This is a genomic window from Paenibacillus barengoltzii NBRC 101215, from assembly GCF_004000745.1.
In the GTDB taxonomy this organism is placed as follows: Bacteria; Bacillota; Bacilli; order Paenibacillales; family Paenibacillaceae; genus Fontibacillus; species Fontibacillus barengoltzii.
Genome location: NZ_BILV01000002.1, coordinates 59,398 through 83,777, shown reverse-complemented (window position 1 = coordinate 83,777; position 24,380 = coordinate 59,398). Strand labels below are relative to the sequence as shown.

Annotated in this window: 23 protein-coding genes and 1 riboswitch; of the genes, 6 read left to right on the top strand and 17 right to left on the bottom strand. The window is 50.7% G+C overall.

Annotation, left to right across the window (positions count from 1 at the left end; translation table 11 throughout):
• The first annotated feature begins 21 nt into the window (after positions 1–21).
• Positions 22–1,104 carry a tyrosine recombinase XerS gene (xerS, locus tag PBA01S_RS01400; protein WP_016312101.1) on the top strand — a complete coding sequence of 361 codons (1,083 nt, stop codon included), beginning with the start codon at positions 22–24 and terminating at the stop codon, positions 1,102–1,104.
• A gap of 62 nt (positions 1,105–1,166) precedes the next feature.
• Here the strand turns inward: xerS and mobB are convergent, their stop codons facing one another.
• From mobB to PBA01S_RS01375, 5 genes are read right to left on the bottom strand one after another with little or no spacing between them, the layout of a single operon-like run.
• Positions 1,167–1,655: a molybdopterin-guanine dinucleotide biosynthesis protein B gene (mobB, locus tag PBA01S_RS01395; protein WP_127575136.1), complete on the bottom strand. Its 489-nt coding sequence runs from the start codon at positions 1,653–1,655 to the stop codon at positions 1,167–1,169.
• Between the two features lie 39 nt (positions 1,656–1,694).
• On the bottom strand, positions 1,695–2,963 hold the full coding sequence (locus PBA01S_RS01390) for a molybdopterin molybdotransferase MoeA (RefSeq protein ID WP_016312099.1): 1,269 nt from the start codon (positions 2,961–2,963) through the stop codon (positions 1,695–1,697).
• Positions 2,960–3,304 carry a prenylated flavin chaperone LpdD gene (lpdD, locus tag PBA01S_RS01385; RefSeq protein ID WP_016312098.1) on the bottom strand — a complete coding sequence of 115 codons (345 nt, stop codon included), beginning with the start codon at positions 3,302–3,304 and terminating at the stop codon, positions 2,960–2,962. The genes PBA01S_RS01390 and lpdD overlap by 4 nt, the downstream gene beginning before the upstream one ends.
• 38 nt (positions 3,305–3,342) lie before the next feature.
• Entirely contained in the window at positions 3,343–4,275 is a 933-nt protein-coding gene (locus PBA01S_RS01380; protein WP_127575135.1) for a dihydroorotate dehydrogenase, read from the bottom strand.
• Positions 4,272–4,967 carry a dihydroorotate dehydrogenase electron transfer subunit gene (locus tag PBA01S_RS01375; RefSeq protein ID WP_016312096.1) on the bottom strand — a complete coding sequence of 232 codons (696 nt, stop codon included), beginning with the start codon at positions 4,965–4,967 and terminating at the stop codon, positions 4,272–4,274. Before PBA01S_RS01375 ends, PBA01S_RS01380 begins: the two co-directional genes overlap by 4 nt.
• A 195-nt stretch (positions 4,968–5,162) precedes the next feature.
• Between PBA01S_RS01375 and PBA01S_RS01370 the strand changes: the two genes are divergently transcribed.
• Positions 5,163–5,993 carry a polysaccharide deacetylase family protein gene (locus PBA01S_RS01370; protein WP_036624805.1) on the top strand — a complete coding sequence of 277 codons (831 nt, stop codon included), beginning with the start codon at positions 5,163–5,165 and terminating at the stop codon, positions 5,991–5,993.
• Between the two features lie 84 nt (positions 5,994–6,077).
• On the opposite strand, the gene PBA01S_RS01365 is transcribed toward PBA01S_RS01370, so the two are convergent.
• The 4 genes from PBA01S_RS01365 to PBA01S_RS01350 all read right to left on the bottom strand — a co-directional run bounded on the left by PBA01S_RS01365 (position 6,078) and on the right by PBA01S_RS01350 (position 9,444).
• Positions 6,078–6,770: a 3D domain-containing protein gene (locus PBA01S_RS01365; RefSeq protein ID WP_016312094.1), complete on the bottom strand. Its 693-nt coding sequence runs from the start codon at positions 6,768–6,770 to the stop codon at positions 6,078–6,080.
• 8 nt (positions 6,771–6,778) lie between these two features.
• Positions 6,779–6,947, bottom strand: a riboswitch (cyclic di-AMP (ydaO/yuaA leader).
• 171 nt (positions 6,948–7,118) lie between these two features.
• Positions 7,119–7,841, bottom strand: coding sequence for an amino acid ABC transporter ATP-binding protein (locus PBA01S_RS01360; protein ID WP_016312093.1), 723 nt, complete (start codon positions 7,839–7,841; stop codon positions 7,119–7,121).
• Positions 7,828–8,490, bottom strand: a complete 663-nt coding sequence (locus PBA01S_RS01355) for an amino acid ABC transporter permease (RefSeq protein WP_016312092.1) — start codon at positions 8,488–8,490, stop codon at positions 7,828–7,830. Before PBA01S_RS01355 ends, PBA01S_RS01360 begins: the two co-directional genes overlap by 14 nt.
• 102 nt (positions 8,491–8,592) lie before the next feature.
• A complete protein-coding gene (locus PBA01S_RS01350; protein WP_016312091.1) occupies positions 8,593–9,444 on the bottom strand; it encodes a transporter substrate-binding domain-containing protein in 852 nt (283 codons plus the stop codon).
• A 271-nt stretch (positions 9,445–9,715) separates the two neighbouring features.
• Between PBA01S_RS01350 and PBA01S_RS01345 the strand changes: the two genes are divergently transcribed.
• Positions 9,716–11,464, top strand: coding sequence for an alpha-glycosidase (locus tag PBA01S_RS01345; RefSeq protein ID WP_016312090.1), 1,749 nt, complete (start codon positions 9,716–9,718; stop codon positions 11,462–11,464).
• 29 nt (positions 11,465–11,493) lie between these two features.
• Here PBA01S_RS01345 and glgA read toward each other — a convergent pair whose 3' ends face one another.
• Complete coding sequence (glgA, locus tag PBA01S_RS01340; RefSeq protein WP_127575134.1) at positions 11,494–12,924, bottom strand: glycogen synthase GlgA; 1,431 nt, start codon at positions 12,922–12,924, stop codon at positions 11,494–11,496.
• Entirely contained in the window at positions 12,921–14,852 is a 1,932-nt protein-coding gene (gene glgB / locus PBA01S_RS01335) for a 1,4-alpha-glucan branching protein GlgB (RefSeq protein WP_255315262.1), read from the bottom strand. Before glgB ends, glgA begins: the two co-directional genes overlap by 4 nt.
• Positions 14,853–15,032: 180 nt before the next feature.
• Between glgB and PBA01S_RS01330 the strand changes: the two genes are divergently transcribed.
• The gene (locus PBA01S_RS01330) at positions 15,033–16,253 is read left to right on the top strand and encodes a glucose-1-phosphate adenylyltransferase (RefSeq protein ID WP_016312087.1); all 1,221 of its coding nucleotides are present in this window, start codon (positions 15,033–15,035) and stop codon (positions 16,251–16,253) included.
• 83 nt (positions 16,254–16,336) lie between these two features.
• On the opposite strand, the gene PBA01S_RS01325 is transcribed toward PBA01S_RS01330, so the two are convergent.
• From PBA01S_RS01325 to PBA01S_RS01300, 6 genes are all read right to left on the bottom strand, one after another.
• Positions 16,337–16,879: a GNAT family N-acetyltransferase gene (locus PBA01S_RS01325; RefSeq protein WP_127575132.1), complete on the bottom strand. Its 543-nt coding sequence runs from the start codon at positions 16,877–16,879 to the stop codon at positions 16,337–16,339.
• 47 nt (positions 16,880–16,926) lie between these two features.
• The gene (locus PBA01S_RS01320) at positions 16,927–18,372 is read right to left on the bottom strand and encodes a sensor histidine kinase (RefSeq protein WP_127575131.1); all 1,446 of its coding nucleotides are present in this window, start codon (positions 18,370–18,372) and stop codon (positions 16,927–16,929) included.
• Complete coding sequence (locus tag PBA01S_RS01315) at positions 18,369–19,067, bottom strand: response regulator transcription factor (RefSeq protein WP_016312084.1); 699 nt, start codon at positions 19,065–19,067, stop codon at positions 18,369–18,371. Before PBA01S_RS01315 ends, PBA01S_RS01320 begins: the two co-directional genes overlap by 4 nt.
• Before the next feature lie 29 nt (positions 19,068–19,096).
• Positions 19,097–20,353: a hypothetical protein gene (locus PBA01S_RS01310; protein WP_255315261.1), complete on the bottom strand. Its 1,257-nt coding sequence runs from the start codon at positions 20,351–20,353 to the stop codon at positions 19,097–19,099.
• Between the two features lie 14 nt (positions 20,354–20,367).
• Positions 20,368–21,102, bottom strand: coding sequence for a phosphonate ABC transporter ATP-binding protein (locus tag PBA01S_RS01305; RefSeq protein WP_016312082.1), 735 nt, complete (start codon positions 21,100–21,102; stop codon positions 20,368–20,370).
• A 122-nt stretch (positions 21,103–21,224) separates the two neighbouring features.
• A complete protein-coding gene (locus PBA01S_RS01300; RefSeq protein ID WP_016312081.1) occupies positions 21,225–22,424 on the bottom strand; it encodes an MFS transporter in 1,200 nt (399 codons plus the stop codon).
• A 163-nt stretch (positions 22,425–22,587) separates the two neighbouring features.
• On the opposite strand from PBA01S_RS01300, the gene PBA01S_RS01295 reads away from it, so the two are divergent.
• Both PBA01S_RS01295 and PBA01S_RS01290 read left to right on the top strand, forming a co-directional pair.
• Positions 22,588–23,505, top strand: coding sequence for a helix-turn-helix domain-containing protein (locus PBA01S_RS01295; protein ID WP_016312080.1), 918 nt, complete (start codon positions 22,588–22,590; stop codon positions 23,503–23,505).
• A 108-nt stretch (positions 23,506–23,613) separates the two neighbouring features.
• Positions 23,614–24,375, top strand: coding sequence for an HAD family hydrolase (locus PBA01S_RS01290; RefSeq protein WP_127575130.1), 762 nt, complete (start codon positions 23,614–23,616; stop codon positions 24,373–24,375).
• Positions 24,376–24,380: the final 5 nt, after the last annotated feature.

The following is a 24,380-nucleotide window of genomic DNA, read 5'->3' as shown; positions in this document are numbered from 1 at the left end:
AGCCAATCAGGAGGTGCCTCTATGCAAATTCAAAAAGCGATCGACCGCAAGAAATTGGATGAGAAGGTCGTATCCATGCCCTGGTTCGTGCAGCAGTTCATCGATTATAAGCTGCCGGATCTCTCCCCTTCTACACTTTTAGAGTATGTACGGGATTACGAACAGTTCTTCAGCTGGCTTCGAGCCGAAGGCTTAACTGCCGCGCAGACGAACGACCAGGTGACCCTTCACGACCTGGAGATTCTGCATATGGAGAGCATTGTGGGTTATCGTCTTTACTTAACCACACGAACCGAAAGCACGAACTCCAAAATTACGGTATCGCGAAAAATGTCTTCCTTACGCTCGTTATTCCACTATCTCAGCCAAATTGCCGAAGACGAGAACTTCTACCCGTTGTTAAAACGAAACATTATGGCGAAGGTAGAGATTAAACGGATCCATAAACCGAAGGATACCGCGGCTAAACTTAAAGGCAAAATTTTGGAAGAAGACGAGTTAACCGAATTTATTGCCTACATCGCCGAAGGATATGGGCGGGATGTAGCAGATAATAAACAGGCGCTTTATGCGTATGAGCAGAACAAAGAACGCGACGCCTGCATCGCCAGCTTGATTCTGAACTCCGGATTACGCGTCTCTGAGGTCGTTAACCTGAACATCGATGATTTGGATCTGGCGAATAAGCTGGTTTATGTATACCGGAAAGGTAACAATGACGAGTCGTTCAAAACGCCGGTGTACTTCCGAGAGCAATGCAGAGACGATATAGCCGCCTATCTGACGCTTCGTACATCACGATACCGTACACCCAAGCGGGAGAAAGCCCTGTTCGTAGCCATCCCCAATGGACAGAAAGAAGGCAAACGGATGACGAAACGCGCGATCCAAGCGATGATCATCAAGTACGCAAAACGTTTCGGCAAGCCGTACCTGACGGTGCATAAGCTGCGGCATTCCTTCGCCACCGACTATTATTTGCAAAATGATATCTACAAGACCAAAGAGCAACTCGGTCACGCCTCGACTGAAACGACCGAGGTGTATGCCCATCTGACGGATAAGACGATGTCCGAGGCGATTGAGCGCCGGGTCAGCGGATAGCATTAGGTATATAACAAAAGAACTTCCCTTCTCAACGAAGGGAAGTCCTTTTGTCGCTCCGCCTACATCCAGTTATGTCGGATGTACCCTGCCATTTGCTCGATCTCATCCCGCTGAAACCGCCGGGGCCCCGACGAGTTGGCGGAGAAGTCCGCCTCCTTCTGAACAACAGCGATGACTTGCTGCAGTTCCTCGATCAACGGCTCATCCTCTGTGGAGCGCAACAAGACCATTTTCGGATACCTTTCCCGCTTAAATCCTTCAACCAGAATCAAATCATATTGAGCAAAATGCTCAATCAGCTGAACAAGCGGTGTTTCCTGCTCCTCGAACACGGCCGTTCGCCATGGCGAAGTAATCGCCGCCGCCGCTGCTCCTGCCGCTCGGAAACGAAACGAATCCGTTCCCTCTCGATCGGCCTCGAAACCGTGCAGGTCATGTTTGATGACAGCTACGCGAAGATTCATATCATTAAATATCTTCACCAACCGGGTGATAAGCGTTGTTTTTCCGCTGTTTTTATAACCGACGATTTGTACTACCGGTGCCACGCCCGTTTCCTCCCTCGTCCTTCCTATGAACACATTCCATTAGAAATCGCTGCCTGGCAGCTTCAGTACGGTCACCCGCTCGCCTGCCTGCATCTCCGTGTTAGAAGGAGGAATCACGATTAGTACGTCGCTGTCCTTGATCGTGATCATTACGCCCGATTCATCCAGCTCCGCTGGAATTGCGAAGAGCCTGCCTTCCCGCACCTCCAACCGGCCGCGGACGAACCGGGTAAAGTTGTTGATCTTTGTGTAAGAACGGGCGAGTTCAGCGGTGAACTCAGGTAAAAACGGCTTCGCGACCCCCATCATCCGACCAATTGCCGGACGCACAAACAGCTCGAAGCCCACAAAGCAAGCCCCGGGATTGCCAGACAAAGCGAACAATAGCTTGCCATCCTTCACTGCGGCAGACGTGACGCTGCCTGGCCGCATCGTAACTTTGTTGAACAACATCTCCACGCTGTCGCTCGACAACAGGTCGGCCATGATATCATAATCACCTACAGACACACCGCCGGTGGTTACGACCAGATCATACTTGGCGATCGCTGCTTCCACCTGCGCCTTTGCCTGGGCCAAATCGTCCTCGATTGCTTCAAATAGTATCGGTTCGCCGCCCGCTTCGATAATTTGACTATACAACATATAGGTATTGCTGTTACGGATACGACCGTCCTGAAGCGGTTCATCGATGCGCAGCAGCTCTGAGCCGGTGGAGAAGACAGCAACCTGCGGCCGCTTCTTCACCGGAACGCGGTGAATGCCAAACGTCGCCAGCACCGACAGTTCACCAGCGGACAACCTGCGGCCAGGCTCAAGAATCACATCGTCCTCCGACAGCTCAAGACCCACCGGCGTGATGTTCTTCCCGGATTCAATTTCACGAATCAACTGGATATAAGGCTTACCTTCCCGAGTCACGGCCTCAGTCATCTCAAACATTACCACGGCGTCCGCTTCATCGGGTACTTTCGCCCCGGTCATGATTCGGGCGGCTTGTCCTGGTTTTAATTTGACGTTGGGAACAGAGCCAGCAGGAATCTCGTCGACAACTTCCAAGTAGACCGGATGATCGGTATGACAACCCATCGTATCTTCGCTCAGAATGGCGAACCCATCCATCCCTGAACGCCGAAAATGTGGATAGGCATGAGGCGCAGTTACCGGCTCCGCCAATATTCGACCTAACGCCTCCGGCAAGGGAACTATCTCCGATTCGATCTCCTTGGCGTACGGCAGAACGATCGCCTGGGCTTCAGGCACGGGCAACGCTTTGCGGCGAAATTTCGCCTGGTCCGTTGTCTTCATTGGGGATCCACTCCATTCCCTTGCTGCTCCTGTAAATATTGATCCAGCATTTCGGAGGTTTTCTTGGCAATCTCCCTAATTTCTTCTTTGCTTAAATTGTCGTAATGAATTCCCATGACCACGGTAACAGTTCGACCAAGCGCCTTGGATGCGCGGCGGGCATAGCCCTCGGTTAAGGTGTGTTCTTTATGCCCCGGTACGGCAGAGGTCAATACTTCGATGTCTCCCCCTGCTTGATAAGCGGTGGACGCCGCTCCGATATGGGAAACGCCTCCAGTCATTAGCAGCAGTAAATCGCGGCCAACCGGAATCGCTTCCAGCCTAATATCTTCAAAAGCCAATTTCCGCAGCTCCTTCCACTTGCAGTATGCCCTTTATTTTAAAGGATTCCGCGGATTTCGTCCAAGGTCTGAACCCCTTCCGCCTTCATCCAGGCCGTAAGGTCAGTGATTAGCTGCTCTCCCGCTCGAAGATGCACGAAGTTATGTGTCCCCACCTGAACAACGGCTGCGCCGGCCATAATAAACTCAATGACGTCCTCTGCGCTGCTGATGCCGCCCATCCCCATCACCGGCAGGGTGACGGCTTGACAGACTTGATGCACCATCCGCAATGCGATTGGCTTAATTGCCGGGCCGGACAGACCCGCATACAGATTATCGAACACGCTCCGCCGCTTGGAGATATCGATTTTCATCGCCGAAAACGTATTGATCAGCGAGACGCCATCCGCCTGTTCCTCCTGGCACATCACCGCCATACCTACGATATCCTCGGCATTCGGCGACAGCTTCACGATCAGCGGCAGCGTCGTTGCTGCTCGAACCTCTCGAACGACCTGACGGGCGATCTCCGTTTTGATCCCGTACGCCATGCCCCCGGCTTTGACATTTGGACAGGAAATGTTCAGCTCGATCATATCCACTGCAGTTCTGCCTTCTCGTCTCCGCCAAGCTTCATCCTCATCGATAAGCCTCGCGCCTTCCACATACTCTTCGATTGTATTTCCGCCCAGGTTTACGATCCGAACCAAGTTCAGCTGCTCCCATCTCGGACATTCTTCACGCAGGAAAGCGTGGATGCCCGGATTCTCCAATCCCACGCTGTTTAACATCCCCGATGCCGTCTCAGCTACGCGAACGCCTTCGTTCCCTGCCTTCGGATGCAGCGTCAGTCCTTTGCCTGACAACCCGCCGAGTTGATTGATATCGTAAATTGCACCATATTCCTTCCCGAAGCCAAACGTTCCAGAGGCCATCACAATCGGATTTTTAAAGGAAACGCCGGCGATTTGGCACAATAAATCCGTCATGCGAACACCACCTCATCCGCCAAAAATACCGGCCCATCCGCGCAAGCCTTCTTCCGGCCATCTCTGCATTTCAAACTGCAGACAAGGCATGCGCCGATTCCACACGCCATCCGATTCTCTAAGGAGACGTATACCTTCGCCTGACCTCCGATTTCCTCCTGTTTGCGCTGCACGGCATGCAGCATCGGATGAGGTCCGCAAGCGATCACCGTATCGTACGCGCGAAAATCCACTTTCTCTAGAATCGAGCCGCCGACATCCACCGTCACGTTACCGCGGGCTAAAGTACGGAACTCCTCTACCATATACGGCTCACGGCTGAAGCCGAGATATACGTCCGCCTGCGGTGCTTCCCTCAGCGCGTAATAGAACGGAGCAATTCCGATACCGCCACCTACAAAGGCAATCCTTCCCACAAGCGACGGAAACCCGTTCCCAAACGGCCCATCCAAGGTCAAGCGGTCGCCCGGCTTCAGTTCAGACAACCGAGTCGTCCCTTCTCCCGCAACCTGGATCAAGAAATCCAGCCGATCCTCTTCAAGATCAAAGATGCTGATCGGTCGGGACAGTAACGGGTAGCGTTCCCCGGCGCGCAACATGTAGAACTGCCCGATTTTTCCCGTAAATCGCCCTTGTACCGACAGTTTGAACACCCCTGGTGATATTTCTTTGTTCGCCACTACGATTGCCATAAGCTCCCCCCATCCATTTGATTACACTTCATCAAAGGATGCATGTTTTTAACGGGTTCGTCTGTGACATCTCTCACAACTGGTCATAGGCAGTAATCTGCGCGATTTTGCACCGTCCATTATGATCTTTGCAAAGTTAGGGGATACTAGGGAACATGTACAGTTTTCGGATTGAAGGGGGACTTCACATTGCTTATACAGCTGAAGAAAGTTCTGGTCTGCTGTATGACCGCTTCTCTGGTCATGGCAGGCGGGACTCAACTGTATCCTGTTAAAGCCGACACAGCACGCGATCTCGAACTTAGGGGCCCAACATCTCAGGGGAATCAGGCGGACAATAAGGATACATTCATACCTGCAGGTACCACGTCAGCCGATCTTGGTGAACTGCGCCGCAAATATTCAGAAACCTTCATCTTCCGGGGACCGGAGGTGAAGCAGATTGCGCTGACCTTCGATGATGGGCCGGATCCGCGGTTTACACCGCAAATTTTAGACGTACTTCACCGCAAAGGGGTCAAAGCCACCTTCTTTGTGGTTGGGGCGCGAGCAAAGAAGTTTCCCGGCTTGTTGCGGCGGATGAGTCACGAAGGCCACCTCATCGGCAACCATTCCTATAGTCATCCGAACTTCCGTAACCGCTCCATTAAGCAGTTCCAGAGCGAGATTTTACGCACGGAGAAAATTATTCAGAACGTCGTTGGATATCGTCCCCAATTGATTCGGCCGCCTTATGGAGAAATTAAGGAAGAACAGGTCCAATGGGCGAAGAAGAACGGTTACACCCTCGTAAATTGGAATGTGGATTCCCAGGATTGGAAAGGGATCGACGAAAAGAAGGTGTTCTCCAATGTGATGAGTACGGCGGGCCCCGGCTCGATCATCCTTCAACATTCAGGCGGCGGCGTCGGCTCCGACTTAACCGGCACCATTCAAGCTTTGCCGAAGATCATCGACGCCCTGCAGGCACAAGGGTATCAATTCGTTGATCTTTCTGAGCTGCTGCATACGACCAAATACCGCTGACCCGTATGAATCGGCCATTTGCCAGCAAAACCAAAAAGTCGGCCAGGACATATCCTGACCGACTTTTTGATCTACACCTCATGTTTAATTTAATACGTAAAGCGTCACATCTTGGAACCCAAACGCTTTCGCATTTGCCGCACTGCCTGGAATAAAGATATCGATCCGATTGCCTTTGATAGCTCCCCCCTGGTCAGTAGCCGTAGCTACAAAAGCTTGATCCGGCAGCCCATCATGGTTATGCCCGGTTACCAACACCTTCGTGCCCATCGGAATGACCTTGGGATCAACCGCGATGGTGCCCAGCTTCAGCGGGTTGCCGAAGTAGTCAACCGCTCCCCATTTTCCATTCTCGCTAGCGGATGCCGAATACGCCGAAGCTTTCACATTAATCGTTTTCGAGTAAGTAAAGGTTTTCCCCCACGCTTCAACCACGTTCCCCGTGGACATCACTTTCAGCTTGGAAGCGGATGCGGTTGTCGTCGCCGCATTTTCCTTCTTCGCCGGAGCAGCAGAAGCTACTCCTGTCGATTGCGTCTGGACGCCCGGAATGGTGATTTTCAATCCAGCGTATATATTACTTGGATTGATGGATGGGTTGGCAGCCATGAGTTTATTCATGTCTACGCCATATTTTTTGGCAAGAAGATAAAATGTATCTCCTTCCACGGCTTTATGTACCGCGTCTGCATGGACGGATATCGTCTGCATCGGAATCGTAAGGCTTACGGCAATCAGCGCCGTTGCTGCAAGTTTAGACCAAATACGAGTATTCAAGTGAATTGCCCTCCTTTTTACTGCGCCTGCGGAGTTAGTTGTCGGATTCGGGAAAAAGGATCATTCCCGGCGCATCGCTTCGATACGCTTCACCCCAAGAAAACAGTCAGCGTGACCGCTTCTGCTTTCATCTTTCGTCCCCCGCACCTCAAGTTCAGGTTTCGGCCTACTCAATATATCACAATTTTGTAACCAATAGGCCAGGTAAATCCCACCAAACGGCGGAATCCCTTGACTGGACTGGTTACATTTTTGTGTTTAATAGTAAAAAGCGTGTAAACTTAGAGCGTACGTTCGAACTCCAAAGGACAAAAAAACCGCCCGAAGTCCTCGGACGGTCCCTCAAATTTATAATACTTTGCTTAAAAAGTCCTGCGTCCGCTGATGCTTTGGCGCCCCAAACACCTCTTGCGGCGTACCTTGCTCCAAAATGACGCCTTGATCCATAAACAGGATGCGGTCACCTACCTCACGGGCAAATCCCATCTCATGCGTAACGATAACCATCGTCATGCCCCGCTCAGCCAGGTTCTTCATGACGTCAAGCACCTCTCCGACCATCTCCGGGTCCAAAGCCGACGTTGGCTCATCAAACAGCATCACATGCGGCTCCATGGCCAATGCGCGGGCAATCGCAATCCGCTGCTTCTGACCGCCGGAGAGCTGCGCCGGATAGGCGTTTCTCTTATCCTCCAGTCCAACCGTGCGAAGCAGATCCATGGCGATTGCTTCCGCTTTGCTTTTATCGAGCTTCTTAACGCGAATAGGGGCCAGCGTAATGTTGTCGATTACGGTCTTGTGCGGGAACAGATTAAAGTGCTGGAACACCATGCCCATTTTCTCGCGGGTTTTATTGATGTCATGGCCTTTGGCAGTGATGGAAGCTCCTTCAAAGGTGATCTCCCCTTCGGTCGGAACCTCTAACAGGTTCAAGCAACGAAGAAACGTACTCTTCCCCGATCCACTCGGACCGATAACGACGACAACTTCGCCTTTGGAGATTTCCAGATCGATCCCGCGCAAAATATGGAGTTGGCCAAATTTTTTATGCAAACCTTTAACGGTGATCACTGGTCTTCAACTTCCTTTCGAACACGCCCAAAATCCGAGACAGCGTGAATGTCAGAATAAAGTACAGAATAGCAACAATCAAGTATGGCGTCATTCCGTCATAGGTGATGCCCACAATCGCGCCGGATTGGAACATCAATTCCGTAATCCCGATAATAGAAACGATCGATGATTCCTTGATAATGGTCACAAACTCGTTGCCAATGGCAGGGAGTACCGATTTGATTGCCTGAGGAATGATGATGTGGCGCATCGTCATCCCTTTAGTCATCCCCAAGGAACGAGCCGCCTCTCCTTGTCCACGGTCCACACCTTGAATCCCGGCGCGGAAAATTTCTGCCAGATAAGCTGAACTGTTGATCGAAAGCGTAATTGAACCGGATTCAATCGGCGAAAAATTAATGCCAAACATCGTAGAAAAACCATAATGAATAATGAAGAGCTGAACTAACATCGGGGTCCCCCGCAGAAATTCAACCCACGCATGCCCAATAAACCGGAGGATCCCCCAGGGAGACATCCGGACGAGGGCCACGATTAACCCTAGAATGAATCCGCACAACACACCAATGGCTGCTAACAGAAGTGTGTACTGAATGCCGGTAAGAAAATAAGTCCGGTACTCAATAAACATTGAAATCAAATCCATAAAATGTTCATTCCTCCCAGCCTAAAGTAGGACTCTTCAAGCAAAAAAACAGAAAATAGCGATAGGACTCGCTATTTTCTGCAAAGATGGATCAGTGTCGTATTATTTCTCTGCGAGTTCAGTAGCTTCTGTGACGAACTTGTCGATGCTTCCGTCACTCATCAGGCGATCCAGCGTCGCATTCACTTGATCCAACAATTCTTTATTGCCTTTTTTGACACCAACAACATAACCTTCATCTTCCGTCTCAGGTTTAGCATCCGTAATAACGATGCCTTTGACGTTCTTCACAAATGCTTTGGCTACCGGTCCTTCCAATATCGCAGCATCTACACGGTTCGAAGTCAGTTGCATAATGATGTCATTGATTTTAGCCAGCGAGGTCAGCTTGGCGTTTGGAATTTCCTTCGCCATATCTTCCTGGATCGAGCTCTTTTGTACCCCGATTTTTGCACCTTCCAGCGATTCCATAGTGGAGTATTTATCTTTGTCAGCTTCACGCGTCACAATGGCTTGTTCTGCAGTGTAGTAAATTTTCGACATATCGATTTGCTCAGCGCGTTCTGGTTTTGGACTTAATCCGGAGATAACTAGATCTACACGCCCGCTAGAAAGTTCGTTGAGCAAGGAGTCGAACAGCATATCCTTGATCTCCAACTCCGCGCCCAGATCCTTGGCGATTTCCTTAGCGATTTCTACGTCAAAACCAACAATTTCGTCTTCACCCTGGTCGTTCTTGATGTGGAACTCATATGGCGGGAAGTCCGCACTCATGCCTACGATCAGTTTCTTAGCCGGTTCGGTTTGATCCCCACCTGCTTGAGTCTCATTTTGGTTCGCAGCTTGACCGGCGTTGTTTGCCGCGTTGCCGCTGTTATTTTTTTCCTGACCACAAGCGGCCAGCACCATAGTCACCATCAAGACCGCTATGAATAACATGCCCCATTTTTTCATGCTTTTCTCTCCTATTCTGCTTTTCTTTTTATCACACGACGATGATTACTGGGCTAATTATAAATCAGAATGCATATATATGCAAAACAATTTTCATGATATTCAAAAGTTTTCACAGAACTGCCCTTTAAAACCTCGTAAATCTTATTTATCATACTTTGGTCAATTCAAATCTGAATTATGTTACCCATTTGGTTCATGCTCCTTGCTGCCTTGGGGAATAATGAACATCATCACAACCCTAGCGATTTACGAGAGGAGGCGCCAATCTGTGCTGCTTGAAGCGCTCTACCACGTGCCCCGGGACAAATGGGCGTATGCCTATGACTCATCGACGATCCATCTTCGCATCCGGACGAAACGGGATGATGTGGAGCAGGTGATGGCCATGACCGGGGACAAATACGATTGGACGGGAACCTACCAGGAGCTGCCGATGGAAAAAACGGCCCATGATCGCATGTTCGACTATTGGGAGGTCGCGGTGCGTCCCAAGTTCAAACGTCTTTCTTATGCCTTTAAGCTTACGGCGGGAACTGAAACGGTGTACCTGCTGGACACAGGCATTCAATCGGAGGCTCCTCAACCGCCGGGGGAATGCTTTGAATTTCCGTATATTCATGAGAACGAAGTAGTCCGAGTGCCGGAATGGGCAAAGCAAGCGGTCTTCTATCAGATTATGCCGGAGCGGTTCGCCAACGGAGATCCCTCCAATGATCCCAAGCCAGTTGAAGCCTGGGGAGGCAAGCCGACCCGTGAAAATTACTTTGGCGGCGATTTGCAGGGGATCATTGACCACTTGGACGATTTGACCGACCTAGGTATCACAGCGATATATCTTACTCCGATTTTTTTGGCTCCATCCAACCATAAATACGACACCGTGGATTATAAACAGGTTGATCCTCATTTTGGAAACAACGACTTGCTGCGGGAGTTGGTGGAGCAATGTCATCAGCGTGGGATCCGGGTCGTGTTGGACGCGGTCTTTAATCATTGCGGGGAGCATTTTCCTCCATTCCAGGACGTCCTCAAACATGGTGAAGCCTCCCCGTATGCCGGTTGGTTTCATGTCAACCAGTTCCCGGCGAGGGTAGAGAACGGGATCCCGACGTATGATACGTTTGGGTTCTTCCCCAACATGCCGAAATTTAATACCGCCAACCCGGAACTAAAAAAGTATTTACTTGAAGTCGCCGAATATTGGATTAAGGAGATCAAGTTGGACGGTTGGCGGCTTGACGTCGCCAATGAAATAGATCATTCGTTCTGGCGGGAATTCCGTCAGGTCGTCAAACAAGCGAACCCGGAAGCTTATCTGATTGGTGAGGTATGGAGCGATTCCTTGAACTGGCTGCTGGGGGATCAATTTGATTCCGTGATGAATTACCCCTTTGCGGATAAAGTGCTGGAGTTTTTTAACGGCGGTGTAGACGGGGCGGCCTTTTCCGATGAGATGGGTGCGCTGATCATGCGATATCCGCATCAAACGAATGAAGTGATCTTCAACATGCTGGGCAGCCATGATACCCCTCGCCTGCTGACCCGTGTCGGCGGCGACAAGCGCAAGCTCAAGCTCTGCGTGGTGTTTCTGTTTACGTATATTGGAACGCCTTGCATGTTCTACGGCGATGAGATCGGTCTAACTGGCGACGGGGATCCGGATTGCCGGAAGTGCATGGAGTGGGATCACAACAAGCAGGATCGTGAGCTGTATGATTTCTACAAGCTGATGATTAGGCTGCGAAAGCAGCATCCGGCGCTTCGTCACGGTCATTTTCGGTTTCTGCACGCGGAACCAGGGGATCCGTGTATCGTATACGAACGAATGGATGAGAAGATGCATTTTACCGTGTGGATGAACAATACCCCCAAGCCAGTCACCCTCACCCATCCGATGCAAACGAGCGATTGGCGGGACGCCCTTACCGAAGAAGCCGTGACACCAACGAACGGGGTCATGAGCATTTCCCTGGATCCTTACGGCTTCCGCATTTTGTATCGGCACATTCAAAAATAATGACAAAAAGCGGACGAGCGACTCGTCCGCTATTTCTTTAGGCTCTCATAAATGTGAATATATTGTCTTGCCGATGCATCCCAGCCGTAATCACCGGCGAATGCATTTGCTGTTATCCGATGCCAATGCTCAGGCTGGCGGTAGAACGACACCGCCCGGCGAAGCGTGTACAACATATCATGCGCGTTATAGTTATGGAAGGTGAAGCCGTTGCCTTCGCTTGTAAATTCATTATAGGAACGCACGGTATCGTTGAGGCCGCCGGTTTCTCTTACAACGGGGATTGTGCCGTATCGCAGCGCCAACAGCTGGCTGATGCCGCAAGGCTCAAACCGCGATGGCATTAGGAAGATGTCGCTGCCGGCATAGATGCGCCGAGATAACGCGTCGCTGAACTTGATTTGGACCGAAAGCTTCCCGGGATGACGCCATGCCGCTTCCCGGAACCAATCTTCATAGGCGGGATCCCCCGTGCCAAGCAACACTAATTGCACATCGTCTGTGCTAAGCCATTCATCTAATACCCGAATGACCAGATCCAGCCCCTTCGGTTCGACCAGACGAGTAACCATCGAGATCAGCGGCGTATCCGGTGCTTCCGGCAGGCCCAGCTCCCGCTGAAGCACCGGTTTATTGGCGCGTTTCTGTCCCAAATTGCGACTGTAACGGGCGAATAGCTCCAGATCGGTCTCCGGATCATATAGTCGGGTATCGATCCCGTTTACGATGCCTGACAACCGACCGCTGATCGAGCGAAGCAGGCCGTCCAGCCCATAACCGTAGTGCTCGGTCTTGATCTCTTCCGCATAAGTGGGACTGACCGTCGTCACATGATTGGCGTAGACTAAGCCGGCTTTCATAAAGCTGACTTGATCATAATACTCGACGCCGTCCGGTGTGAAATAGTCCCAAGGGAGTCCCAACAGATCTCCCAGAATCTCTTTCGGAAAAATCCCCTGGTATAACAAGTTATGTATGGTATAAACGGTTCGAATATTCCGGTATTCGTGCCGATCGCGGTAATGCTCCTTTAACAAGAGCGGGATCATCGCCGTATGCCAGTCATGGCAATGAATAATGTCCGGCATAAACCCGGTAAGGGGAAGCAGCTCCAGCATCGCCCGATCCAGGTACGCGAACCGCTCGCCGTCATCCCAATGACCATAAATCCCTGTTCTGCCAAAATAGTCTTCATTATCAATCATGTACACGGGAACCCCTTCCCAGTCCAGCCGGGAAATGCCGCCATACTTCTTCCGCCATCCCACCGGAACCGTACCGGTGCCAAGATGATGCAGACGCTCACGGTAAACTTGCGGCAGCTCGCGATATCTTGGCATGATGACCCGCACATCATGGCCCGCTTCAATCAGTGCCTTTGGCAGTGCCCCAATCACGTCAGCCAAGCCTCCGGTTTTGATAAACGGTGCGACTTCGGCCGCAGCAAACAAAATCTTCATCGTTTCACCCTCCTTCTTGGCGCTTGACGCTTCCACACGGTCATGCTCAGCGGAGGAAGCGTAACGGTCAGGCTTTGGGGCCTGCCGTTCCAAGCCGTTTTTTCGCTTAATTGCAGCTTGGGCTGTGGGCAGCCGAACCCGCCGAATCGAACATCATCGCTGTTAAAGACAAGCTCGTACCGTCCAGGCAAAGGGACGCCAACACGATACTCCCTCCGCTCCTCCGGCAGAAAGTTCAGCAGCACCAGCAACAGCTCCTGCGGCCGCGTTCCTTTTCGCACATACCCAATGACACTTTGCAGATCATCATCCGGAATGATCCACTGAAATCCCTCAGGTTCATGATCCTGCTCCCACAGCGACGGCTCTTGCAAATAAAAGTGATTCAACGCCTGGCAATACCCATGGATCTGCCGATGTGACTCGTAATCCAACAGGAACCAATCCAGCTCCCCTTGATCACGCCATTCGATAAATTGGCCAAATTCTCCACCCATAAATAACAGTTTTTTCCCTGGAGTGGTCAGCTGATACCCGAGTAACAGGCGAAGGCCGGCGAATTTTTGCTCGTAGGTGCCCGGCATTTTGTCCAGCAGTGATTTTTTGCCGTGTACCACCTCGTCATGGGAGAGCGGCAGCGTAAAATTCTCCGAATAGGCGTACCAAATCGGGAACGTTAGCAAGTGATGACGGTGAGGTCTCTCGCGGAACGGCGTCTCAAAATAATCCAACGTATCGTTCATCCACCCCATATTCCACTTGTAATTAAAGCCAAGCCCCCCTTGATGCGCAGGGGCGGTCACTAACGGCCACGCGCTAGATTCTTCCGCCATCATCAAAGCATGCGGAAAATAACGGAAGACTGCCGTGTTGAGCTGCCGTAAGAATTCGATCGCCTCCAGATTTTCGGTACCGCCCTTTTCGTTACGTGCCGCCGCCCAGGACGGCTTCTCGAAATCGTAGCGAATCATGCTGGTCACGGCGTCGACTCTCAGCCCGTCGAAATGATACTTTTCAAGCCAATATATCGCACTGGAGATCAAAAAAGAACGCACCTCGGGTTTACTAAAATCAAAACTGAGGGTTCCCCATCCGGGTTTCTCCGCTTTGGCCGGGTCAGCATACTCGAACAAGGGCGTTCCGTCAAATAGACGCAATCCGTGATCATCTTTCGTAAAATGGCCCGGCACCCAATCGAGCAACACGCCAATCCCAGCCTGATGACAGCAATCCACGAAATACATTAAATCCTGCGGTTCCCCATACCGGCTGGTTGGGGCGAAATAACCGGTCGCTTGATATCCCCATGATAAATCATACGGATGCTCACAGAGCGGCATGATTTCGATATGCGTGTACCCCATCTCTTTGACGTAGGGGATTAGCAAATCCACCATCTCTCGGTATGTATAAAACGAGCCGTCAGTCTTTTGCCGCCAGGTCCCGAAGTGAAGCTCATAAATGTTGAGCGGCTGTGCGTAAGGTGCGCTGCGGTTCTGAATCCACTTCTCATCTCCCCAGATGTAGTTGTCCAATTCCGTGATGATGGAAGCTGTTTTCGGCCGCACTTCCGCATAAAAAGCATAGGGATCTGCCTTCAAGCGGGTCTTACCATCCGGTCCGGTTAAAGCATACTTGTAAAAACTTCCAACCGGAACATCCGGAAAAAAGCGAGTCCAAATTCCCGAATCGGGTATCTTATATAGTACATCACGCGTCCCTTTCCAACCGTTCCAGTCGGCGACAACGGCGACTTGGCATGCATTCGGGGCCCAAACAGTAAAGCGAACTCCACGTCTTCCTCCTTCGGTTACGGGATGGGCGCCAAACGTGCGGTAGCTTTGATACAATGTCCCCTCGCGGAACAAGTAAATATCCGTGGGAGATACGGCGGAAGCCCATGCTGATTCGGTCCTGGCATCAAACAAATCTGTCACCACCTTTACACCAAATGAAAGAACGTCAATTATTTTTAGAAATTCAAAAAAAATTTCAGTATTTACATCAAAAAGATGTATTACTTTCGGATATTTTCCATATTTTATTTCATCTACATTATATCCTAATGTATGTGCCACACAGACCAAAACATGCGGGAGGGAAATGAAATGAGGAAAAAGGACTGTATTGCAATGCTTCTTGCCGGCGGAGAGGGGCGACGATTATCTCCGCTGACCACCAAGCAGGCGAAACCGGCCGTGCATTTTGGCGGACATTACCGGATCATCGATTTTCCTCTCAGCAACTGCGTCAACTCCGGAATTGATACGATCGGGGTTTTGACGCAATACGAAGCGGCTTCGCTTCATGAGCACATCGGTGAAGGAGAACCATGGAAGCTGAAGCACTCCGAGCATGGCGGGATCACTTTACTGCCAGCGTATCGGGAAGGCGTTGAGGAATATACAGGTACGGCGGACGCCATCTACAAGAATATGGCTTTTGTCGACGGTCATTCGCCCAAATACGTCCTGATCCTTTCGGGAGACCATATTTACCATATGGACTACCGTCACATGTTGGATTTCCATCTCAGTCACCAGGCCAAAGCAACGATTTCAGTTATGCCAGTACCCTGGGAAGAAGCCCATCGCTTTGGTGTCATGACGAAGGATGAACACAACCGGATTACGGAGTTCGCGGAGAAACCGGCGCAACCTGCGAGTAACCTCGCCTCCATGGGTATTTACTTGTTTGAGTGGGAGTTCTTAAAGCGCCAGTTGGAGGAAGATGCCGCGGACCCGAACTCCAGTCATGATTTCGGCAAGGACTTAATCCCTAAAATGTTGGCAGGCAGCGAGCCGCTGCACGCGTATGAATTCAAGGGGTATTGGCGGGATGTAGGAACGGTTCAAAGTCTATGGGAAGCGCATATGGATTTGCTGGTTGAATCCTCCGAATGGAAGCTTCATCGTGAGGATTGGCCCATGTTTACTCGAGAACGGCCGCTCATGCAAGGATGGGTTAAAAAACGTCACACTCCCGCCCCTTCCTCCCTCATTCATGATCACTGTTCACTCGAAGGCTATGTAGAACGTTCAGTTATTTTTGCTGGAACAGAAATTGGCCGGTATTCCCGCATCAAGGACAGCGTCATCATGCCGGGCGCGAAAATCGGCCGCAACGTCCAGATTGAGCGGGCGATTATCGGCGAAGGCGCGATCATCAAAGACGGTGCCGTCATTAAATCGGAGCCTGGAGACATCAGCGTTGTGGCCCCGTACGAAACCGTGTTTGCTAAACCGGCAAGCCGACCTCAACCCTCCCGTCTGCTTCAAGAAGTGTACGACAACGCCCCTCGGCTGCGGGCCGAAGGGTTGCTCTCCTAACCCAAAAGGGACCGCTTCGAAAGAATCCATGGATGATCTTTCGAGGCGGTCCCTTTGGTTTCTAACTGTGCTATTGTCAAAAGTTAAAGTTGGGCATATATATCAGCGTCCAACTGATATAAGTTAAATTCCCTTCCGTTGTTGCTGCCCGTTCCTTGGAGCTGATACCCTAAGCCCTCGTATAACTGAACAAGCTTCGGGTTCTGGTTCCAGCAGTCTAACCGGATGCCAGGACGACCCAGCGCCTTGGAACGTTTCGCTGCATAGCGTAAAATTTCACTGCTCAGCCCGCGTCCGCGGTAAGACAACCGGATCGTAAGCCGGTGCAGGTAACTGTAACCGGGAACGTTCAGCTCACCCCAATAATCGGGATCTGAATCCTGCAGCGTAAACAAGGCCACCGGTTCGCCTGACTCATGCAGCAGGTATATTTCACGGTCTGCCAAATACGACCGAATTAGTTCCGGCGTAAACTGCAGCGGATTCCATTGATTTACGCCATTTTCTTGCATCCAAGTCGCGGCTTCAACTAATATCTCCTGCACTGTCGCCAAATCCTCTTCGCCTGCCAGTGAGATGTCAAGCGTTCCCTGAGCGGTTTCTAGTTGATCGATAAGCTGTGTCATAGTAAGTCCCTCTCTCCACAAGTTTCTTTCTCTCTTTTTATATCTCTCTATTGAGGTTTTGTCTCCGATTCGGTTACAGCTTCCGTTTGGGAATCGCTTAACATCGGTAAGATGACTGAAACGGTTGTCCCAACGCCAAGCTCGCTCTGAATTTCCATTTCCCCATGATGCAGTTCAACCAACTGCTGACTGATCGCCAGCCCCAGCCCGGTACCGCCGCCTTGATGATTCACCTGGAAGAATCGATCTTTCACTTTGTTTAAATATTCCTCACTGATGCCAATCCCCGAATCGATGACATCCACTTTCACGCGTTCATCATCGATACGATCAATCACCAGATGAATCCAGCTTTGTTCATGGGAGAACTTGATCGCATTGTCCACTACGTTGAGGAACACTTGCTTCAGACGATTGCCATCGCCTCTGACCATGGCGGTGCCGTCGGCTTTATCCTCAAGCTTCAGCTGAATATGCTTCTGTTCCGCTTTGGCCCAAACGTTGAGCATCGTCTCTTGAAGCAGTTCTTTGAGGTTCACCTCGCCGATTACCAGCTTCATCTCGTTGGATTGCAGCTTCGAGAAATCAAGGATCTCCTCCACGAGGCCAATCAAACGATCGGTCTCTTTCGCGATAATCCCCATCCCGATCTTCGTCTCCTCTGGATCGAAGCCGCCGGAGGTTAACGTCTCGCTCCAGCCTTTAATCCCCGTCAATGGCGTGCGCAGCTCATGTGAAATTGATGAGATAAAATCGTCCTTGATCTGATTGCTGCGGACGATCTCCTCGGCCATATAATTCAAGGTAGCTGCCAGTTCACCAAGCTCATAACGGTAATTGCCCTTGATTCGCGCATCGAACTTCCCTCGCGCCATTTGCGCCGATACGGCACGAATATTATTAATGGGCTTAACAATCGAGTTCGCCAATCCGATGCTAAACAACGTAACGATAGCCAGTACAGCCGCCGAAACCGCAATCGACATGAAGGTCAAGTTCAGCAGCTTGGAATTGACCGACTCCATCGAGGTGACGTAACGTACGATGTATTGCGTATGCCCTTGGATCTGCAGCGGCCTTGAAACGGCCATCACCAGCTCGCCGGTCGTCGGTTGCCGCCCGATCCATTTGCCAACGTTCCCGGCTAACGCTTGCGGAACATCGCTGGTTTGAATCGCCTTATCAGCTTGGAACGGATTGGTGCTTGCCTTCACCTCGCCGTTGCGATCCAGAATCATCAGTTCGGTATTATCCAGCTCAAAAGTGCGGAGCATTTCCGTAAAATAATCCGGATCCCCCTCCGCATTCAATCGGACGAACTTCTGGAAGTAGTCCGAAGCCCACATCGAGTGATTGGACATGTGATTATAGATCGTATCGTAATAATACATGCGAATGGCCAATGTGAAAATCACCTCGACCATAAACAAGGTTACGAATACAACGATGAAATAGTGTAAGACGATTTGCCGTCCAATCCCTTTCTTGATCATTGTCCCTCGCCTTTCCACTTATAACCGTGCCCCCACACGGTTTGCAGGAAAGCCGGTTCGGACGGATTCGCTTCAATCTTCTGCCGCAGACGACGAATATTCACATCCACGATCTTCGGATCGCCCATATATTCCTTGCCCCAGACGTGATCCAACAGGACGTCACGGCTAAGCGGGGTATTCTCCTTCTCCAGGAAAAACTGAATCAACGAAAACTCCGTCGGGGTCAGTTCAATCAGCTGCCCGTTTTTCTTAAATTGCTTGGAGATCAAATCCAGTGTAAACGGTCCGGACGTAAACGTCACCTTCGCACTGCTCTCACGGTAAACATTCACCCGGCGCAGCAGGGATTGAATGCGGGCGATCAGCTCTGTTGGGCTAAACGGCTTGCTGACATGATCGTCCGCGCCCACGGACAACGCGTAGACCTTATCCTGCTCTTGCACTTTAGCGGTGAGGAAAATAATCCCGATCCGTTCATTCGTTTCGCGGATCCGCCGGCACACTTCAAAACCGTCAATCCCTGGCACCATCACGTCGAGGAGCGCGATGTCAATGTCCGGAACGCTTTGCAGCTTGCTTAACGCTTCGTTGCCGTCCGCCGCTTCGAGTACATCGAAGCCGTTCCGCTTCAAGTTAATGACGATAAAACTACGGATAGACTCTTCGTCCTCCAAAATCAGCACTTTGCTCAATTTGGTTGCCCCCTCTTTCAAAAAACGGCTTAACGTTTAATTTCCGTCTCGCCTTTGTTGACTTTTAAATCCGTATGACTCAGGAACCCGATCACCTTATCGGCATCCCGTGCGAGCAGCTCCCAATCTCCTTTATTGCGCTCCCATTCCGACAGCGTAAAGAAGCGGATTTCCGCGACAGGCTCATTTGTATCGATCTTGACGAAAATGAGGTGCTCATTTTTGTCGGACTTCGTATCGATCGTAACATTGCCTTGCCATTCTTTCGGGAAGTTGAAGTAGAAGCGTCCAGCCATATCCATGTATTGCTGCATGACGAATTTGAGGCCTTCGTTCTCATCCCACTGATAATAGGAGAACAGCCACGGAATTTCATCAAATGAAATATACTCCCAGCCTTTGGGCTTCTCCAACATGCCGATTTCCAGCAGTCCATCATTGTTAACGTCACCGCTGAGAATCGGATACCCTTTGAGCGTCATATCCTGTGAAGGCAACAGGTTAACAAGCTCCCCGTCCTTCATCACAATCACCGTCGAGAAGGCGGAATGGGTTCCCACCGTTGCATCAAGAATAATCCCCTTCAGGTTAGGCGTAATGTTGCCGCTGACCGCATTATAATACTCGCTGATCGGATCGTCGAGTTCCAGATGGCTTATTTCTTTAAACGATCCATCATACTGATACGTCGTCACCGTCGTATACTGCTCGCGTTTTAAGTTCACGACCGTGATATCAGGAATGTTATCCTGATTTAAATCGTCCACCATAAAGTAGTTGTACGGCAACGCAATTGCCTTCTCGACTTCACTGCCATTGTAAGTATATACGGTTAATCCTTTCTGCAGTTCATCGGAGCCGCTGGAGAAACCAGCGATAATCTCCAAATTGCCGTCGCCGTTTAAGTCCAGAATATCAAACGTTTCAAGGACCTGGCCTTCGCCGTCAAAGCGAACCTTCAGTGCCCAGGAATTGCCCTGATGCTCTAAAATCATGCCGTGGATCCGCACCGCTTCATCAGGCGTCTCATAGAAGACCACCGCCTCCTTGATCCCGTCGTTGTTCAGGTCAGGTGTGCGAATGGAGCTGATATTGCGGACGTCCCGCGGCGAGACGATCTCTCCGCCTTTCAGCTCGGCCTTAATGACGCTGATTAACGAGGCACGGTCGGTGGAGAGCTGCGGCGTTTGCATCAAAGACTTCGGATCGCTGATCACGCTGCAGCCGCTTAGGATCAGAAGCAGGCAAGCTCCCGCCCAAGCTAATAATCTCCTCTTCGTCAACATACTCACCACTCGTTTCATACCAGATCAATCAGGCGTTTCTCTTCCATCGAGAGCCGCCGTCCGGACACGTCAAGCTTGATCTCTCCTTCAGACAGTCCCCAGATCCGGGTGCAGTAACGCTCTGCCAATTCCAGCGGCAATGCCGTAATAACGATCTTATTTTGCTGGGTGCACAGCTCCTTTAACGTCTCCAATACGCGTTCTGCCGACTTAGGATCCAGCCCGATCACCGGCTCGTCCGCCGCCAGGAAGCTAGCCCCATGAACCAATGCCCGGCAAATAGCCACACGTTGGCGCTCGCCGCCGCTCAACTTCCCAGCTTTAACATGGGCTTTGTCCAGCAGGCCGTACTTCTCCAACTCGTCCATGGCGCCCATGTAATCGTCCGATCGTACCATCCCGGTCAGTCGGCGCAGAAGCGGAGTTTGACCCGCTTGTCCGATCAGGACATTTTTGAGCGCGGTTTTCTCCGGATACAAGGAAGGGTTCTGTTCGAGATAGGCGCATTGGGAGCGGTATTTCTGTGAACCGCGTCCGCCGCCTTCAATCACTTTATCCCCGTTCCAGGTATAATCGCCCCGGTTCCAACTCTCTCGCAGCGCCAAGCAACGAAGGAGCATGCTTTTGCCGCTGCCGCTGGCCCCTACAACGCCAATCATTTCCCCTGCACCAAACTGGACGGTAATATCGCGAAGCACCTTCTTCTTATTTCCATCCACCGATTTCTGCAAGTGGTTGACTCTGATCATGTCCGATTTCTCCTTTTACGATTAAGAGGTACTCAAGTTGTTGTTCACTTTTTTGAACTAACATGAAATTTGCATTACCTTTTCTTACCCTTTAGTGTATTGGAAAAATCAACGAAAATCCATTACAGCCTGTTCATATTTACGCTTTTTTTGTAACGTTCCGGCCGAAACACCAGCCCGGATGCGGAAAACAACAGATATGCCGACCCCAGAAGCATAAACAACATCGGAGCCGCTCCTAACTGCATGGCCGCTCCACCGAGGTTCGGGCCAATGATGCTGCCAAAGTTAAAATGAAAGGATGCAATCACATTGGCCACCGGAAGTAAATGACGCGGGAGCAAATCCGCTGCATACGCCAGGCCTAACGAGAAGAACGAACCCACCAAGCCGCCTGCACCCATGAACAGTAGCAGCAACGCCATAAAGTGATTCCCCGCCAATGGAACCGCGAGAAACAGAAGTCCGCCGGTGAGTCCTGCGGTCATCAGCACTTTTTTGCGGCCGAACCGGTCGCTTAAGATGCCCAGAGGGAGCTGAAGAATCAAACCGCCGATGCCAAAGAACGGCAGCAAGGCCGCGATATCCGCCGCACTAAGCCCTGAACGTAAGCCGTATATCGGAAAGTTGCTGTTCATCGAAGCTTCCATATAACCATATAGCAAGGCAGGCAGCAAGGCGAACCAAGCCATCCGGTAGATCTGCGGAACCTTGCGCGGAGCACCGGCTTCCTCCTGACGAACGGGTTCCGGTGCTCGATCTGGCAAATATATAGCGGCGAGGATCACGATCATGAGGAACAGGATCGCCAGCAAGACGAACGGAACGGCTTGCCCGTAATCCAGCAGTCGGATGCCCAGCGGTCCAATACTGAAACCTAATCCGTAGGACATTCCATACAAGGAGATGTTCCGGCCTCTTTTGTCCGGCGGTGAAACAAGAATGATCCAGAGCTGCGAGGTAAAATGAATCGCACTATCCCCGATCCCCACAAGCAATCTTAGAATAAACCACAACCTTAAATCGGAGACCAGCGAAAACACCGGCAAAGCCAGCATAACGAGAACGACGCCGCTCAGCAGTAAGAGTTTAAACCCGGTTCGTCGCAGCAGCTTCTCCGCCACCAGCGACATAGCAAACGATCCGACATAAAGAGCTGCAGCATGCAACCCATTTACGGAGGAGGGGATCCCCCTTTCTTCCATAAATATGGACAACACCGGCAGCAGCAGTCCTTGACTGAGCCCCGCGATAATAATGACAGAGATCAGAATAAAGGTGGGGGTAAATATGCGGTGATGCCTTCTGATCGAACTTTCCAAATGAAAAACACTCCTTAAAAAACAAAGAAAATCGTCAATATGTTGACGACTTTTCCCCAAATAATATTTTCCGAATAATCCTTTAACATTATAGTAGACAATCCACTACCGAACAAGCCATAATGAATCTGAATGCAAAGTTCTTTGGGAGGTTAGTTCAATCATGGCCTATGACGTGAAAGTGGATCATTCCTTGGTCTACGAACTGATCAGCAGCTTTATGATATATACTACACACAAATGGGTGAACAATCTCGATGTAGGCTTGGAATGGATAGCTGAGGTAGACACTCGCCTCACGCCGGAGGAGCGACATCAATTTGTCGAAGCGGCCAAGTACCCGTTCACAGACTACGACGTTTTGTACGTTTGGGCCTTGGAGCGAAAAGGCGCGATCGATATCCCACAATTTCTGAACGACATTGCAGAAAGCTCTGTCGAGTCCCTATATGATCGCACTAAAACCTACATTCCCACTGTGAATAGTGAGACAATCGCGCGAATTCAAAGCAACTATATCCCGTTGCTCAAATGCTGGCATCGGCTGTATATGAGCCCTATCGAGCATCAATTTCTTCCGCTCCTGGAGGAAGATGCAGCCGAGAAGCATACGCTGCTGCAAAAGATGGACACCGACGCGCTGATCGAATACGCCTCCGGCGGGTTGGTGCTGGAACCTTTGAAGCCGATCTCGTTGGTCGTGTTAACCCCTTCGATCCATTTTCGACCGATAAATACATACGTTTTCTACGAAAACGTGCTGTTCATCCAGTACCCGCTCGATATTCCGGAGCTTGATGAGGATGAACCGCCGATGGTGTTAAAACGGTTGACCCGTGCCTTGGCCGAACCGCAGCGGTTGCGCCTACTCCGCTATGTTGCCGACGAACCCAAATCGATGCAAGATATGCTGAAGGATCTAGGCGAACCTAAGGATCAGCTGATGCACGACTTGATGCGACTCCGGGTCGCCGGACTGCTGCGCATCCATCTGCTCGCCCAAGATACGGAGAAGTTCAGTATCCGTCCAGACGGAGCGGCAGAGCTCCAGATGTTCCTGGAATCCTATATCCGGCTGTAGTTGTGAACTAAGCAAAGCAGTTGGCTTTGGCGGGACGCTTCCGCTTGTGTTAGGATAGAGCTATACGTAGAGACAAGCGTTTCTTGGATAAGGAGTGACCCGTGAGATATGAAAACGCCCTTGACGCAACAAATTATTTTTGATCTGGATGATACCTTAGTTTATTGCAATAAATATTTTGATCTAATTCTAGACCAATTCGCTGACCTAATGACCGATTGGTTTAAGACATTCGGCATTACGTCAAATGAGATCCGAGAGAAGCAAACGGAAATTGATGTAGCCGGAGTCCATCAAATCGGTTTTGCCAGCTCGCATTTTCCCGAATCGTTGGTTGACACCTACCGCTATTTCGCTAGAGTTACGGGACGACAGACTCTTCCGGAGGAAGAAGAACGGCTGATGAAGCTGGGGCTTAGCGTTTATGAGCAACCTATCGAACCGTATCCCGGCATGGTCGAAACCTTAAATCTACTGCGCAGTCAAGGTCATGAACTGCACTTGTATACCGGCGGAGATACCGAGATCCAACAGCGTAAAATCGAGCAGATGCGATTGGCCGAGTATTTTGAGGATCGGATTTACATTCGCCAACACAAAAATGCGGAAGCCTTAGAAGAAATTCTTCAGTCGCGGCGGTTTGACCGTTCCCGAACCTGGATGATCGGCAACAGCCTGCGGACGGATGTCATGCCAGCCCTTTCCGTCGGAATTAAGGCGATTTACATTAAAATCCCCAACGAGTGGTTGTACAATATTGTGGAGCTTCAGCATGACAGGGATTCGGAAATGCATACCGTTACGTCCTTGGTCGAAGTTCCGCTCGTGATTTTTAACCATACGCATCAAAAACAAAAACGGACCTTATAAGGTCC

Coding starts and splice junctions, on each gene's coding strand:
- PBA01S_RS01390 (WP_016312099.1), bottom strand. CDS start 2,963: ATGAAGACAACGGACCAGGCGAAATTTCGCCGCAAAGCGTTGCCCGTG.
- PBA01S_RS01330 (WP_016312087.1), top strand. CDS start 15,033: ATGAGGAAAAAGGACTGTATTGCAATGCTTCTTGCCGGCGGAGAGGGG.
- PBA01S_RS01350 (WP_016312091.1), bottom strand. CDS start 9,444: ATGAAAAAATGGGGCATGTTATTCATAGCGGTCTTGATGGTGACTATG.
- PBA01S_RS01290 (WP_127575130.1), top strand. CDS start 23,614: ATGAAAACGCCCTTGACGCAACAAATTATTTTTGATCTGGATGATACC.
- PBA01S_RS01295 (WP_016312080.1), top strand. CDS start 22,588: ATGGCCTATGACGTGAAAGTGGATCATTCCTTGGTCTACGAACTGATC.
- PBA01S_RS01305 (WP_016312082.1), bottom strand. CDS start 21,102: ATGATCAGAGTCAACCACTTGCAGAAATCGGTGGATGGAAATAAGAAG.
- PBA01S_RS01310 (WP_255315261.1), bottom strand. CDS start 20,353: ATGTTGACGAAGAGGAGATTATTAGCTTGGGCGGGAGCTTGCCTGCTT.
- PBA01S_RS01325 (WP_127575132.1), bottom strand. CDS start 16,879: ATGACACAGCTTATCGATCAACTAGAAACCGCTCAGGGAACGCTTGAC.
- PBA01S_RS01355 (WP_016312092.1), bottom strand. CDS start 8,490: ATGGATTTGATTTCAATGTTTATTGAGTACCGGACTTATTTTCTTACC.
- PBA01S_RS01380 (WP_127575135.1), bottom strand. CDS start 4,275: ATGACGGATTTATTGTGCCAAATCGCCGGCGTTTCCTTTAAAAATCCG.
- glgA (WP_127575134.1), bottom strand. CDS start 12,924: ATGAAGATTTTGTTTGCTGCGGCCGAAGTCGCACCGTTTATCAAAACC.
- xerS (WP_016312101.1), top strand. CDS start 22: ATGCAAATTCAAAAAGCGATCGACCGCAAGAAATTGGATGAGAAGGTC.
- PBA01S_RS01375 (WP_016312096.1), bottom strand. CDS start 4,967: ATGGCAATCGTAGTGGCGAACAAAGAAATATCACCAGGGGTGTTCAAA.
- PBA01S_RS01320 (WP_127575131.1), bottom strand. CDS start 18,372: ATGATCAAGAAAGGGATTGGACGGCAAATCGTCTTACACTATTTCATC.